Origin of the sequence: Capnocytophaga sp. (assembly GCF_030532915.1) — a bacterium.
Taxonomy (GTDB): Bacteria; Bacteroidota; Bacteroidia; order Flavobacteriales; family Flavobacteriaceae; genus Capnocytophaga.
The window spans coordinates 1-13,287 of sequence record NZ_JAUNKD010000052.1 but is presented as its reverse complement, the minus strand read 5'-3'; the positions used below and the strand labels follow the sequence as shown (position 1 = coordinate 13,287).

At 40.9% G+C, this 13,287-nt stretch carries 12 protein-coding genes; 2 read left to right on the top strand and 10 right to left on the bottom strand.

All coding sequences use genetic code 11. The annotated features are described in order from the left end of the window. Window positions 1–134: 134 nt before the first annotated feature. Both Q4D72_RS11315 and Q4D72_RS11310 read right to left on the bottom strand, forming a co-directional pair. Window positions 135–1,547, bottom strand: a complete 1,413-nt coding sequence (locus Q4D72_RS11315; protein WP_303077971.1) for a NupC/NupG family nucleoside CNT transporter — start codon at window positions 1,545–1,547, stop codon at window positions 135–137. 4 nt (window positions 1,548–1,551) lie between these two features. Further along, on the bottom strand, window positions 1,552–2,163 hold the full coding sequence (locus tag Q4D72_RS11310) for a bifunctional nuclease family protein (RefSeq protein ID WP_303077970.1): 612 nt from the start codon (window positions 2,161–2,163) through the stop codon (window positions 1,552–1,554). A 168-nt stretch (window positions 2,164–2,331) separates the two neighbouring features. Between Q4D72_RS11310 and Q4D72_RS11305 the strand changes: the two genes are divergently transcribed. Then, entirely contained in the window at window positions 2,332–3,195 is an 864-nt protein-coding gene (locus Q4D72_RS11305) for a neutral zinc metallopeptidase (protein WP_303077968.1), read from the top strand. 51 nt (window positions 3,196–3,246) lie between these two features. Here Q4D72_RS11305 and Q4D72_RS11300 read toward each other — a convergent pair whose 3' ends face one another. From Q4D72_RS11300 to Q4D72_RS11275, 6 genes are all read right to left on the bottom strand, one after another. Beyond that, complete coding sequence (locus Q4D72_RS11300; RefSeq protein ID WP_303077967.1) at window positions 3,247–4,176, bottom strand: aspartate carbamoyltransferase catalytic subunit; 930 nt, start codon at window positions 4,174–4,176, stop codon at window positions 3,247–3,249. A 39-nt stretch (window positions 4,177–4,215) separates the two neighbouring features. After that, window positions 4,216–4,773 carry a bifunctional pyr operon transcriptional regulator/uracil phosphoribosyltransferase PyrR gene (gene pyrR, locus Q4D72_RS11295; RefSeq protein ID WP_303077966.1) on the bottom strand — a complete coding sequence of 186 codons (558 nt, stop codon included), beginning with the start codon at window positions 4,771–4,773 and terminating at the stop codon, window positions 4,216–4,218. A 57-nt stretch (window positions 4,774–4,830) separates the two neighbouring features. Continuing rightward, window positions 4,831–7,521, bottom strand: coding sequence for an O-antigen ligase family protein (locus Q4D72_RS11290; protein WP_303077965.1), 2,691 nt, complete (start codon window positions 7,519–7,521; stop codon window positions 4,831–4,833). Window positions 7,522–7,668: 147 nt separating this feature from the next. Continuing rightward, window positions 7,669–8,604, bottom strand: coding sequence for a citrulline utilization hydrolase CtlX (gene ctlX, locus Q4D72_RS11285; RefSeq protein WP_303077964.1), 936 nt, complete (start codon window positions 8,602–8,604; stop codon window positions 7,669–7,671). A 73-nt stretch (window positions 8,605–8,677) separates the two neighbouring features. Beyond that, window positions 8,678–8,818: a hypothetical protein gene (locus tag Q4D72_RS11280; RefSeq protein ID WP_303077963.1), complete on the bottom strand. Its 141-nt coding sequence runs from the start codon at window positions 8,816–8,818 to the stop codon at window positions 8,678–8,680. Window positions 8,819–9,028: 210 nt separating this feature from the next. Further along, entirely contained in the window at window positions 9,029–10,447 is a 1,419-nt protein-coding gene (locus Q4D72_RS11275; RefSeq protein ID WP_303077962.1) for an alkaline phosphatase, read from the bottom strand. Window positions 10,448–10,653: 206 nt separating this feature from the next. On the opposite strand from Q4D72_RS11275, the gene Q4D72_RS11270 reads away from it, so the two are divergent. Continuing rightward, window positions 10,654–11,796: a glycosyltransferase family 1 protein gene (locus tag Q4D72_RS11270; RefSeq protein ID WP_303077961.1), complete on the top strand. Its 1,143-nt coding sequence runs from the start codon at window positions 10,654–10,656 to the stop codon at window positions 11,794–11,796. Here Q4D72_RS11270 and Q4D72_RS11265 read toward each other — a convergent pair. Both Q4D72_RS11265 and Q4D72_RS11260 read right to left on the bottom strand, forming a co-directional pair. Next, on the bottom strand, window positions 11,756–12,148 hold the full coding sequence (locus Q4D72_RS11265) for a DUF4878 domain-containing protein (RefSeq protein ID WP_303077960.1): 393 nt from the start codon (window positions 12,146–12,148) through the stop codon (window positions 11,756–11,758). The two genes, Q4D72_RS11270 and Q4D72_RS11265, sit on opposite strands and share 41 nt — an antisense overlap. Window positions 12,149–12,160: 12 nt before the next feature. Beyond that, window positions 12,161–12,817, bottom strand: coding sequence for a carbonic anhydrase (locus Q4D72_RS11260; RefSeq protein WP_303077958.1), 657 nt, complete (start codon window positions 12,815–12,817; stop codon window positions 12,161–12,163). Between the last annotated feature and the right edge of the window lie 470 nt (window positions 12,818–13,287).

Sequence of the window (13,287 nt, the reverse complement as noted above, 5' to 3'; positions counted from 1 at the left end):
TTTTATGCTTTGCTTTTCAATTCAAGTAGTTAGTAAGGGCAAATGTAGTGCTTTTCCTGAAAAAACCAAATAATTCGACATATTTTAACATAAAAACAACATTTCCCAAACAAAAAAAAGACACAAAACGTACATTAGCCGATAATCATTCCGGCTATGGTTGCCGATAAAAGCGATGCTAACGACCCTCCCAGCACAGCTTTCATTCCAAATTCGGAAAGGGTTTTGCGCTGACCGGGCGCCAACGAGCCTATCCCTCCGATTTGTATGCCGATAGAAGCAAAGTTTGCAAAACCACAAAGCATATACGTAGCAATGATAACCGATTTTTCATACGTTAGGTGCGATGCGCCGGCAAGGTCTTTCAAACTTGCCAATTGCGTATAAGCCACAAACTCTGACGATGCCAATTTCACACCCAAAAGCTGCCCCATTAGCATCATATCTTCTTTGGCAACACCCACCAACCACATTAAAGGCGAGAAAATCATACCCAGAATCATTTCAAGCGACAGACTTTGGTAGGGCGTGTTGTTTGCAATAAAATTATTCACATCCGTTATCTCGCCAATCCACGTAAAGAAATGATTAATCATTGCGATGAAAGCCACAAACACCAAGAGCATCGCCCCCACGTTGGCAGCGAGTTTCAGTCCTTCGGTGGTTCCGTTGGCAATGGCATCTAAAATATTTGAGCCTACGTTTTCGGTAGAAACCTTTGATTCGTTTGAAAAGCTTTCGGTCTGCGGATACAATATTTTTGAAATCACGATAGCACCGGGCGCAGCCATTACCGAAGCAGCCAACAAATGCTTGGCAAACAACAAGCGCATTGCAGGGTCGTCTCCACCCAAAAAACCAATGTATGCTGCCAGCACGCCTCCTGCCACCGTTGCCATTCCGCCAATCATAACCAACAGAATTTCAGACTTATTCATCTTTTCCAAATAGGCTTTAATCATCAACGGAGCTTCGGTTTGTCCTAAAAAGATATTTCCCGCCACGGAAAGACTTTCAGCCCCCGAAATACCTAAAAACTTGGAAAGCACCCACGCCATTCCTTTGACAACCACCTGAATAACACCCAAGTAAAACAACAACGATGTCAGTGCCGAAAAGAAAATAATGGTAGGCAAAATCTGGAAAATAAAAATAAATCCGTAAGTCGATGTATCTAAAAGTCCGCCTAAAATAAATTCGCTTCCCGCTCGGGTAAAATCTAAAATAAGCACAAAAACGCCTCCTATTTTCTCAAAAATCGTTTGCACAAAACCTATTTTTAAAACACCGAAAGCCAGCAATAATTGCATACCGAGCCCAATGCCCACCGTTTTCCAGTTGATTCCTTTTCGGTTGCTGCTAAAAATATAAGCAATGAGCAACAGCACTGCCATTCCTAAAACGCCCCTACTGAGACTTTCAAATGAAAAACCTTGACTTGTAATAAGTTGCGCAGTAGTTTGCGTTGCAACTTCCGGTGTGGTTTGCGCCAATGAAACCAACGGAAGCCAAAAAAGCACATTTATTAATTTTAATGCCATTTGAATAATTCTATAAATTTTCTCGTTTTGTTATCTCGTCTCTAATTTGAGCCGCCAACTCGTAATCTTCGTTAGCCACACAATCTTCCAACAGTTCTTTAAGCTCTGACAATGAATGTTTTGATAAGCGACTTTTCTCCACCACGGGTTCTTCGGCATAGTCAAGCCTTGGGCTGACGGTAGGTTTTGACATCTCGGCAGGATTGGGGAGGTGAATACCGGCACGTTGCAAAATATGGCGGTAGGTAAAAATCGGTGCGTTAAATCGTAAGGCAATGGCAATGGCATCGCTGGTGCGTGCATCAATGATATGCTCCTCGCCACCGTTTTGTTCACACACCATATTGGAATGAAAAACACCTTCGGAAAGCCGGTGAATAACCACTCTGGTTACTTTTATCCCGAAAGAATCCCCCAAACTTTTAAATAAATCGTGCGTCAAAGGGCGGGGCGGGACCAAATCTTTTTCCAATTCAAGGGCAATTGCGTGTGCCTCGAAAGCCCCAATGATGATGGGCAACTTCAAATCGGTTTCCAAATCGTGTAAAATCAACACAAAAGCATCATTGTTTTGTGATTGACTGTATGAAATTCTTTTTATGTAAAGCCTGACTAAATTCATTACAAAAAACTCAATGTTGTAATTCAGTTGGTAAAAATAATGCAAAAAAAACAGAATCAAAAAAAAATCTTAAAAAATTTTATTTTTTTCGACTGGAATATTGATTTTTGTTTGTTACATTTGCCCAAAAATCACATCTTAAATCAGTAATACAAAAACAGAAATACTATGAAATGGGAAGGTAGAAGACAAAGCAAAAACGTGGAAGACCGCAGAGGCTCGGTAAGCACCGGTAAAAAGGTAATTGCCGGCGGGGGCGTTTTAGGAATCATCGTGGTGCTCTTACAACTTTTCGGGGGCGAAACCGGGCAAAATATTGCACCAATGCTTGAACAGTTCAACCAATCACAACAATCACAGCAAGTTACAAAAAATGTGGAACTCACCCCCGAGCAGAAAAAAATTGGCGAATTTGCCGCCACCGTACTGGCTGACACCGAGGATATTTGGGAGAAAATTTTTGCCGAAAACGGACTGGGAGCATACCAAAAACCCACCTTGGTGCTTTTCACCGATGTGGTAAATTCGGCTTGCGGGCAGGCTACGGCTTCCGTAGGACCGTTTTACTGTCCGGCAGATTATAAAATCTATATGGATATGGCTTTTTTTGAAGAACTCCGCACCCGATTTGGCGCCAAAGGCGGTGATTTTGCCATCGCCTACGTAATGGCACACGAGGTGGGGCATCACGTACAAACCCTTTTGGGAACGTCAAAAAAAGTGCGTCAAGCCCAACAAGGCAAAAGCCAGAAACAAGCCAACAAACTTTCGGTGGCACAAGAATTACAAGCCGATTTTTACGCCGGCGTTTGGGCACATCACAACCGGAAATATTTGGAAGAAGGCGACATTGAAGAAGCGATGAGCGCCGCCCACGCCGTTGGTGATGATGCCATTCAAAAGCGTATGCAAGGTCACGTAGTGCCCGATTCATTCACACACGGCACTTCCGAAGAGCGGAAACACTGGTTTATGAAAGGATATACTACGGGCGACATTCGTCAAGGAAACACATTCAACGACATTGAATAACAACAAAAAGCCCCGCCAAAATGGTGGGGCTTTTTGTTATAAACATACGAATTAACGACTTATTTTTGAAGCTAACAGATAAATCACCGCCATACGAACGGCGACACCGTTTTCTACTTGGTCTAAAATGATAGATTGCTCACTATCAGCTACTTCACTGGTAATTTCCACACCGCGATTGATGGGACCGGGGTGCATAATCACGATTTCTTTCGGAAGGCTGTTTAACAATTCTTTGGTAACGCCGTATTGCTGAACATATTCCCGTGTGGAAGGGAAATAACTGATATCCAAGCGTTCATTCTGGATTCGCAACATATTGGCTACATCGCACCACGACAAGGCTTTACGCAAATCGGTTTCCACGCCAACGCCCAATTCGTGTATGTATTTCGGAATGAGTGTTTTTGGTCCGCAAACCTTCACTTCGGCACCTTGCTTTTGCAGCGCAAAAATATTGGAAAGCGCCACGCGCGAGTGCAAAATATCGCCCACAATCACCACTTTTTTCCCTGCCACATCGCCCAGTTTTTCCCGAATGGAATACGAGTCCAACAACGCCTGCGTAGGGTGTTCGTGAGCTCCGTCGCCGGCGTTGATGATAGAGGCTTTGACGTGCTTGGACAAAAACACCCCTGCTCCGGGGTTCGGGTGACGCATCACCACCATATCCACCTTCATCGCCAAGATGTTATTCACCGTGTCTATTAAGGTTTCGCCCTTAGCCACAGACGATTGCGATGCCGAAAAATTAATCACATCGGCTGAAAGTCGTTTTTCGGCAAGCTCAAAAGAGAGTTTGGTTCGGGTACTGTTCTCAAAAAACAAATTGGCAATGGTAATATCCCGCAAAGACGGAACTTTTTTTATCGGTCTGTTAATCACTTCTTTAAAATGGTCAGCCGTTTCAAAGATAAGTTGTATGTCTTTTTCGGTAATGTATTTAATTCCCAGTAGGTGATTTACACTTAATTCACTCATTGTTATTACTTTAAGTGGTTAAATTATTTATTGAGTTCTCTATTTATTTTCACGGATATACACGGCATCTTCCGCATCTTTTTCTTTCCAATGCACGATTACTTTTTCTTGATTGAAAGCATCAACCTGACGCCCTTTGTAATCGGGTTGAATGGGCAAATTACGGCTGAAACGCCTGTCAATCAACACTAAAAGCTCAATTTCCGATGGGCGTCCAAACGACTGAATCGCCGTGAGTGCCGCACGAATGCTCCGACCGGTGTACAGCACATCGTCCACGAAAACCACTTTTTTATCCTCAACAATGAAATTAATATCGGTGGTGTTGGCTTCGAGTGGTTTAGTGCCTCTGCGGAAATCATCACGAAAGAAAGTTATATCCAACAAACCCAGCGAAATGTTTTCAATGCCGTGTTTTTCTTGCAGCAATCGCACCAATCGGCGGGCTAAAAACGTGCCGCGCGGCTGAATACCGATGATGACCGTTTCAGTAAAATCTCCGTGGTTTTCAATCAGTTGACAAGCCAAGCGGTTGAGAATAATATCCATTTCCTTCTCGGAAAGTAATTGCTTCTTATATGTATTTTCTGCGTTCATCGTTGTATGTTGTAAATGAAAAGACAAAAATAACGATTATTTTCGGTTGATGACACATTAAAACGCTAAATTTTGCAAGTTCCGCTGTGCGTCGGCGTTGCCCTGCCCTGCCGATTTCTCAAAAAACTGCTTGGCAGCAGCCTTGTCACCGAGCATATAATGGCACGACGCCCGAAAATTGAGCGTTACCGCATCGAGTTGCATTCCTAAGGATTCCATTCGTTGGAAATCATTTATCGCTTTTTGATGTTCTTGTGTATAATAGTACGATATACCTCTAAGACGAAGCGCTTCGATGTGTGCGGGGACTTTTTCCAGAAACTTTGTAAAGAGTACCACAGCTTGGGCGTATGCTTTTTGTTGATAAACCTGCACTGCCTCATTGAAATCATTGCCATACATAGCGGCATTGACACGCGAGGTTATCTTTAATCGATTGTCGATAATGGTTTTGTCATCAGGAAGATAGACAAAAGCACTGTCGAGGGTGATTTTGGCTTGGTCGATAAGTCCGTTTTTTTCCTGCAAATAGGCTAAGGCATTCCACGCTTGGGCTTCAGAGCGGTTGGCAATTTTTCCAGCTTTATCGACATCTACGTGGAAGGAGTTTTTTAGAATTCCTTTCCACTTTTTAGGTTTTTCGGTAGGTACACTATCCGCACTTAATCCTAAGAAATCTTTCCAAAGGGCTATGGATTCTTTTTCGCGTCCTAAATTATTCAGCGCGAAGGTTTCCAAGTTTATATTTCCAAAAAAGTTCGGCTTTACGCTTCTTGCCTTATGCGCATACTTATATATACTGTCATAATTTTTATCTTCTTGCATAAAATAAGACACTGCCATAAAATATTCGGGTCTCCCGTCCCAAGGATGATATGCTATTGATGATAAAACGGCTCGTGCCTTGTCAAATTTCTTCTCATCAATCAGATAACGGGCTTTTTCCACATCAACAGGCTCTGCTACAGCGGTTAAATTCGGCACTTTCGGGTAATTTTGCATCAAATAATCAGCCGTGGACTTTGTTTTGCGAATATTTTGCTGTTCTTCCTTAACCATTCGCTGTATTTTGGAAGAATCAAAGTACATTTTCTGCACCACAACATTCGCTACACAAACCGAAACAGCTACTACTCCTATAATTCCAAGTAGTAACGATGGATTTTTCTTTACTACCGATGTATTATTTCGTATTTCTGAATCTTTTTTGTGTATTTCCGAAGGATTATTATGTAGTTTGGATTCTTTTTTTCGTATTTCTTGTCCTTTTTTGGATAATCCCAAGTCTTTTTTTCTCACTTCGGATTCTTTTTCTTGTATTACCGAATGATTCTCAAGCACTACCTCTTCTTTTTGGAGCATTCCGATAGTTTTTTCTTCCTTTGAGAGATATAAAACAACCATTGCCACTCCTATTCCGACGAAAATTGAAAATAAAGACTGTATTTCGGGGCGGTCTTGCGGGAAATTAAAAAACGCATCGAACGAATAGGCAAACAAACCGACCAGTGGCAGGAACATCAACGCCTCTACTTCTTCATTTTTACGCACATAGGTTCCTTTTCGGAAATAATAACCCACTAACAGAAAGATACCGATGAATGCCAGTCCGGCAACGACGCCTGATTCGGCAGTAACCTCCAAGAAATCGTTATGCGCTTTGTACATATATATATAATGTGGGCTATATGAGTTTTCGTGCTCCAAATATCGCACCTTCCAGTTTCCTATTCCCACACCCAAGAGGGGGTCATTCGGAATCATCTCGAATACCGTCGTAGTCCAAGCCGTTTTTCGAAGATTATTACTGATATTATCCGTATCATCAATGGTTGCAAGCCGAGCTCCGAAGCTTGTTGAGGCTCTCAGGTGTTTTGGATAGACATTTCCTTGCACGAATGCGAAAATCCCGAAGGTTATCGCCACAAAAAGGACGTGTAAGCCCACACTTGGCAGTATTTTTTTCCTTTTTAGGAAGAAATAATCCACGATTCCGTAGATAATCAGCGTAAAAAGCATCACGAACGTACCGATATAAAAGGCGCGCGTACTCATAAAGAAGATGGAGAGTGTACCCAACAGGATTCCTGCTCCGCCAATGTATTTTAACGCTCCCCTTTTGAAGTAAAACAACCAAATGGCGAACGGAATTTTAATAAACATTGCCGATGAGAGTATATTTTTATTGGAATATGATGATTTTATGTCATTTTCAACGCCAATTCCTTTGATATACCTGCTGATACCTTCAAATGTTTTTAAGGCATCGTAAAATAAAAGCAAGGTCATCGCCACTGCCAGCGAAGTTACGGCTCTTGGATTGTAAATAACTAAGGCTGAAACCATCCATGCAGCCGAAAATGCCGTAAATACCTTGAAGAAATGCAGAATACCTTCTTCTACATTAATAACTTTGGTGAATGACAGCAAACTACAAACAATCATCACGCTATACGCAATACCTATTTTGTTGGTAAAGAAGCCGAACAGGGCATTTTGCTTCTCTCGGAAGTCTTTTACGAAGAAAAACAGACCGGTTACCACCAAGTTTAGTATGGCAAAGGTGTAAAACTTCGGAGCATTGGAGTCGAACGCTAACCAATTGGGCGTTACTACCGTAACATATCCGTATGCTATTAATAAAATGGTTGCTAACAGCTTGGTGAGCATATTTTTTTCGGTAGTTTCTGCACTTAATACAGCAGTTTGATTTCTTTTTGAGGAAGTACTTTTGTTTTTTGATTTCATATCTATGTTTTTTTAGCAATTAGCAATTAGTTTTTAGTGGTTAGCAGTTATTTTTGGGCGATTTGCTATTTGCGATTGGCATTATACTTAAAACCTTTATCAAAGCCGAGGACTTTGACAAAGGTTTATCTCTTTTTTATGTTGGTTTTAAGGGGTTTTGGGCAAGAAAACTTCCGCCATCATACAGCGGGCACTTCCGCCGCCGCACGTCTCAATGGTTTCCAAGTCGGAATGTATGATTTGGCAATGCTTTTCTATTTTTTTGATTTGGTCGGGAGTTAAACTGCGATACGCCGCACCGCTCATCACCAGATAAGCTCCGTTTTTGCCGCGAACCTGCAACATATTGCCCGCAAATTGGTGCATTTGTGCTTCGGTGATGGTGATTATTTCTTTGCCATCTTCTTTTAAATGCGTGGTTAGGTTCTTTTTTTCCTTACTATCTTCGATGGAATCCAAACAAACGATGGCGAACGTTTCACCCACCGACATCATCACGTTGGTATGGTAGATTAACTTCGAGGTACGGTCTACTTTTTGAAAAGCCTTGAAGATAACGGGCGTGTACTCAAAGTCTTCGCAGAACTCGATAAATAATTCTTCGTCGGCACGGGGCGATAAGGCGCAGTAGGCTTTTCGGTTTACGCGGTCGAGAATCATTGAGCCTGTTCCTTCAAGGAAAACGTTATCGTCCTCGGCTTGGGTGTAGTCGTAAACGTTCTCGATGGCGAATCCCTTTTCTTCGAGCAGATCGAGCACGTCTTCGCGGCGTTCCCTCCTGCGGTTTTCGGCGAACATCGGATATAAAGCGACGTTTCCGGTTTGGTGAAAGCTAATCCAATTGTTCGGGAAGACGGAGTCAGGTGTATTTTGTTCGTACTTATCATCGATTACGATGACGTTCACGCCGATATTTTGCAATTTTTGTACGAATTCATCGAATTCTTGTTGGGCTTTTTTGTTAATCTCTTCGTTTTTTAAATCCAACTGTTCTTGAAAATAGTTGTTCACGGCGGTTTCTTCGTTCATACGAAACCTAACCGGACGAATCATTAGGATAGTATCCGTAATTTGTTTATTCATTCGTTACTTTTTTATCTTTTTGTTGTTCTATTGTATCTTAATTCGTTATTACTTTATTTTTTTGCCACGCTTTTTATGCTTTAAGTAAGAAAACAAGTGCCATAATGACTCCTGTTGCTACTCCTGCGTATAGTCCTAACCAAAAAATTGATGGTTTGTTGTTCTTTTTTATCATTTTTATATAATTTTCTGACGGTCCGTTGTGTTTTTTCATTATTTTTTATTCCTTAAAGATAAAAAAACTAATATTTTTATTTATTTTCTTAACAAACTGCTATGCGCTACATTTTGTTTTATCCTGCCAAAGATACAACTATTTTTGATACGGTGCTCTTTTCTTGAAAAATTTCGGGCAAATCATAAAAAAACACGACCTTTTAGCTGTCGTGCTTTTTCATAAAGTTCAAAAAAATGAAAAATGTATTTACTTGTTGAAATATTTCGTGTCCATTTGTGCGGCGGCAAGCAAAAAGTTGTGCATTTCATAATTTCGGATAAAGGGTTTTAGGTTTTCACTTCCCGGTCCAAACATCGCAAGTTCCACATAATCAGACGAATGATCCATACTAATCCACCCAACCGAAGTGTGTTCTTTTTGCAATTCGGCTAACAACCGGTATGGCAAATGTTTGTAGTTATAAAGCCCGTCTTCGGTGCCTGCACTGGCATAGTAAGATTGTATTTCTTTTGCTTGTGTGTCGGTCAGTGTCATATTTCCGAAGTTTTCGGCAATGATTTCTTTTATAAATTTCTCGGAACTATCGGGTTTGATATTTTGCAAAACCCAATCGTTTGTGTGTTTGAAATGCTGTAAGTTGTCAAAATTTTTGTTGCAATCTTTGCCGTAAATCAGCCCCGGATTGGCATTTCCGTGGTCGGTTGTTACCACTACAAGCGTATTTTTGTCTTGTTTTGCAAATTCAAGCGCCACGCCCACCGCTTCATCAAAAGCAAGCTGGTCAAAAAGCAGCGCCCCGATATCATTGCCGTGTGCCGCCCAATCCACTTTTCCGCCTTCCACTTGCAATACAAAACCTTCTTTATGGTCTTTCATTTGCTCAATAGCCTTAGCAGTCATTTCAGCCAATGTCGGGCGATTGTTCAAATTGGCGTCGTTTTTATAATCCAACGTATAGGGCAATGCCTCGCTGTCAAAAACACCCAAAAGCGGTTTGTTTTTCGGGGCTTTGAACATTTGGTTTTTATCGCGGGCTACGGTAAATCCGCTGTTTGTAAAACTTTTGTAGAGGTCTTTTTTATCCTTCCGATGTTCGGCATTGAAATATTTGTCGCCTCCGCCCATCATCACGTCAAACTTTAATTGCAAGTATTTTTCGGCAATTTCCGATTGGTCATTTCTTTTTTTGCTATTTACACAAAAACCTGCGGGCGTGGCGTGGGTTATCATCACGGTGGTAACACAACCTACTTTTTTGCCCCCATTTTTAAATTTTTGCAAAATGGGCGTATACATTTCGCCATTTGCCCCTACATTGAGTTTTCCGTTGGGAATACGATGCCCGCCTCCCCACGACGAACTTGCTGCTGCCGAGTCAGTTACTACCGAACTGAGTGACTGCATATCCATAAACGCCTTGGTAGCCAAATTTTGCTCGTAAAGATTAATCCAATTGGTGGGTTTACCCAAAATACGGCGTGAATACAGGTCGGACATCACCAGCGTACCGGCACTCATTCCGTCACTGACCATATAAATAATATTTTTGGCTTTCTTGCCTTTAAACTCTTCTTTTGCTTCATTGGCACGCACCTCAAAAGGAGAAACCAACATTCCGCCCAAAGTTGCCAATGCGCCTGTTTTGAAAAACGCTCTTCTCTTCATTGTATCTTTTTTTATTATAGACGCCTACCTAACCTTTTCTTTATCAAGATAGAAATAAGATTCAGCAGCTAAGAATTTTAACCTTAAAAATCGCTGCGAAAGGTACGCATTTTTTTTAAACCTGCAAAAAAATAACGGGATTAAAATTATTTAGTATCTTTGCACAACGGGATTCTGACAGCCAAAACAGCATCTCGCCACAAACAATGAAAATAGGATTTGATGCCAAGCGTGCCTTTCATAACAATCGCGGATTGGGCAATTACAGCCGTGATTTAATTCGTATTTTGCAAGAGCGAAGTACCTTTAACTTGTTGCTTTTCAATCCGAAACCTAAAAAAGACACGCGTATTTGTATCACCAAACAAACGAACGTAATCAGTCCGCAATCCGTTTTTTGGAAGAAACTCAAAAGCCTTTGGCGTACTTTCTGCATCAAAAACATCGCCAAACGAGAAAAAATAGACCTTTATCACGGGCTTTCGGGCGAAATTCCGTTAGGAATTCACCAAACCACCCGCACCATCGTTACCATACACGACCTGATTTTTGTGCGTTATCCGCAGTGGTATTCCTTTTTCGACCGGAAAATCCATTTTTTGAAATTTCAGTATGCCGCCTTAAAATCGCATCACATCATCGCCATTAGCGAGCAAACCAAACGGGATATTGTTGATTTTCTGGGCATTTCGCCTGACAAAATTTCGGTGGTATACCAAGGCTGTCATCAAGCCTTTAAACAAACTTATTCAGAAGAACAGAAACGGGCAATTCAGCAAAAATACGGGCTTCCGGAGCGTTTCGTGCTAAATGTCGGCGCCATTGAACCCCGCAAAAATGCGTTGGAAATTGCCAAAGCCATTAAAGATTTGGACATTGCCTTGGTGCTGGTCGGAAAAAAAACGGGTTATTTTAATAAAATCGAACAATTTTGCCGTGAAAACCGGATGCTTGACCGCCTTTTTGTGCTAAAAGGCATCACGATGGAAGAATTGGCGGTGGTGTACCAATCGGCTACGGTTTTTTGTTATCCATCTGTCTTTGAAGGATTTGGCATTCCCATTATTGAGGCATTATTTTCAAAAATTCCGGTGATTACCTCCTCAGGAAGTTGTTTTCCCGAAGCTGGCGGAACACATTCGGCATACATCGACCTTGAAAATGCCCAAGCCGAGATAAAAAAAGCCATCGAAGAAATCACCTCCGACACTCAAAAACGAAACCTAATGATTGAAAAAGGCTATCAACACGCTCAAAACTTCACCGACGATGCCGTTTTCACTTCATTAACAAACGTTTACAAAAAAGTTAATGACTGCAATGCTGATGCGGATCGCCCTCTTGCATAAATTCCAACGAAACTTTCCAGTCGTCACCTTCTCGTTTTAAGTGCAAATGGTTTTCCTCACCGCCCTCCTTGATAGTATAATAAACCAACACGCTATTTTCATCAGTTTCTTCAATACGTTGAAGTGAAAAATCAACCTTTTTGTTATGTGAAAGTTTTTCTCCGTTGGATTTCAATACCTCAATAATTTCATCAATAATCAGGGCACTCTCGGCATCGACATATCGCTGTGCTTCTCGAAACCGATTTTGGTTCATCGCTTTTACAAAACGTTCGGCAACCGTCTCAGGCCTGTTGTTTTGGCAGGCACCCAAACAAATACTTATCAGCAAGAATACGATTATTTTTCTCATTAAATTATTGGATTAAAATTGTTGTTTTTTGTTTCCGGTTAAGTCATAAATTTTTTGCACTTGATTTAAAATTTCTTCAAAGTTGATGTTTAAATCAATCAGTTTTCCTGTTTTTAAATCAAAAACCCAACCGTGTACCGTTGGAAATTTGCTTTCGAGATAACTTTCTTGTACACAGGCTATTTTCACCACATTAATACACTGTTCTAACACATTGATTTCCACCAAACGCTGATAACGTTGCTCAATATCGGTGATGGCGTCCAACTCCTTTTGGTGCAGGCGATACACATCGCGAATAGTTCTAAGCCACGGATTCAATAGCCCTAAATCTTTGGGTTGCATTGCCGATTTAACACCTCCGCAACCGTAATGCCCACAAACGATAATATGCTTAACTTGCAAATGCTCAACGGCATACTGAATAACCGCTGTTGAACTCATATCCAACGTATTAACCACATTGGCAATATTTCGATGCACAAAAACTTCTCCGGGACCAAGCCCCATCAACTCTTCGGCAGTTACACGACTATCGGAACAGCCTATATAAAGAAAATCAGGATTTTGTGTTTTTGCCAATTCTTTGAAGAAATTGACATTTTCACCTTTTTTTTTCTCGACCCATTTTCGGTTGTTTTCAAAAATTGTTTCGTATGTGTTTGACATTTGTTTTTCGTGTTAAATCCGCCAAGCTACAAAGATAAAATAACCTACCAAAAGAACAAAGTTTTTCGTCAATTATGAACTCATTCTACAATATTCATACTTTTTAGAAGGAATATTTACAAAGTTAAAACTGACTTTTTTACCTTTAAAATTCATTTTACAATATTTTTGATAACTTACACAAAACTTCAAAAAACATAGCTTAATTTCCGTTCTGGTTTATTCTTAAAAGACAACACAAAACTAAAAATACAAGTTAAAAAAAAGACAACTTTCTACAACAACAAAAAATCCTCAAACTGAAAAGTTCGAGGATTTCTCTTAAAGAAGGCGGCGATCCGAGGCTTTGCCGAACTGCGCCACACCATTAAAAACCAAAAAAGTCTGATTCGTTTTGAATCAGACTTTTATTTTAAAGAAGGCGGCGACATACTCTCCCACTTGCGTAGTACCATCTGCGCTAAAAGGTT

What these genes read in the sequence shown, in the direction of transcription:
- Q4D72_RS11310 (WP_303077970.1), bottom strand. Translation starts at nt 2,163, where the DNA reads ATGAATTTAGTCAGGCTTTACATAAAAAGAATTTCATACAGTCAATCA.
- Q4D72_RS11305 (WP_303077968.1), top strand. Translation starts at nt 2,332, where the DNA reads ATGAAATGGGAAGGTAGAAGACAAAGCAAAAACGTGGAAGACCGCAGA.
- Q4D72_RS11300 (WP_303077967.1), bottom strand. Translation starts at nt 4,176, where the DNA reads ATGAGTGAATTAAGTGTAAATCACCTACTGGGAATTAAATACATTACC.
- pyrR (WP_303077966.1), bottom strand. Translation starts at nt 4,773, where the DNA reads ATGAACGCAGAAAATACATATAAGAAGCAATTACTTTCCGAGAAGGAA.
- Q4D72_RS11290 (WP_303077965.1), bottom strand. Translation starts at nt 7,521, where the DNA reads ATGAAATCAAAAAACAAAAGTACTTCCTCAAAAAGAAATCAAACTGCT.
- ctlX (WP_303077964.1), bottom strand. Translation starts at nt 8,604, where the DNA reads ATGAATAAACAAATTACGGATACTATCCTAATGATTCGTCCGGTTAGG.
- Q4D72_RS11280 (WP_303077963.1), bottom strand. Translation starts at nt 8,818, where the DNA reads ATGAAAAAACACAACGGACCGTCAGAAAATTATATAAAAATGATAAAA.
- Q4D72_RS11275 (WP_303077962.1), bottom strand. Translation starts at nt 10,447, where the DNA reads ATGAAGAGAAGAGCGTTTTTCAAAACAGGCGCATTGGCAACTTTGGGC.
- Q4D72_RS11270 (WP_303077961.1), top strand. Translation starts at nt 10,654, where the DNA reads ATGAAAATAGGATTTGATGCCAAGCGTGCCTTTCATAACAATCGCGGA.
- Q4D72_RS11265 (WP_303077960.1), bottom strand. Translation starts at nt 12,148, where the DNA reads ATGAGAAAAATAATCGTATTCTTGCTGATAAGTATTTGTTTGGGTGCC.
- Q4D72_RS11260 (WP_303077958.1), bottom strand. Translation starts at nt 12,817, where the DNA reads ATGTCAAACACATACGAAACAATTTTTGAAAACAACCGAAAATGGGTC.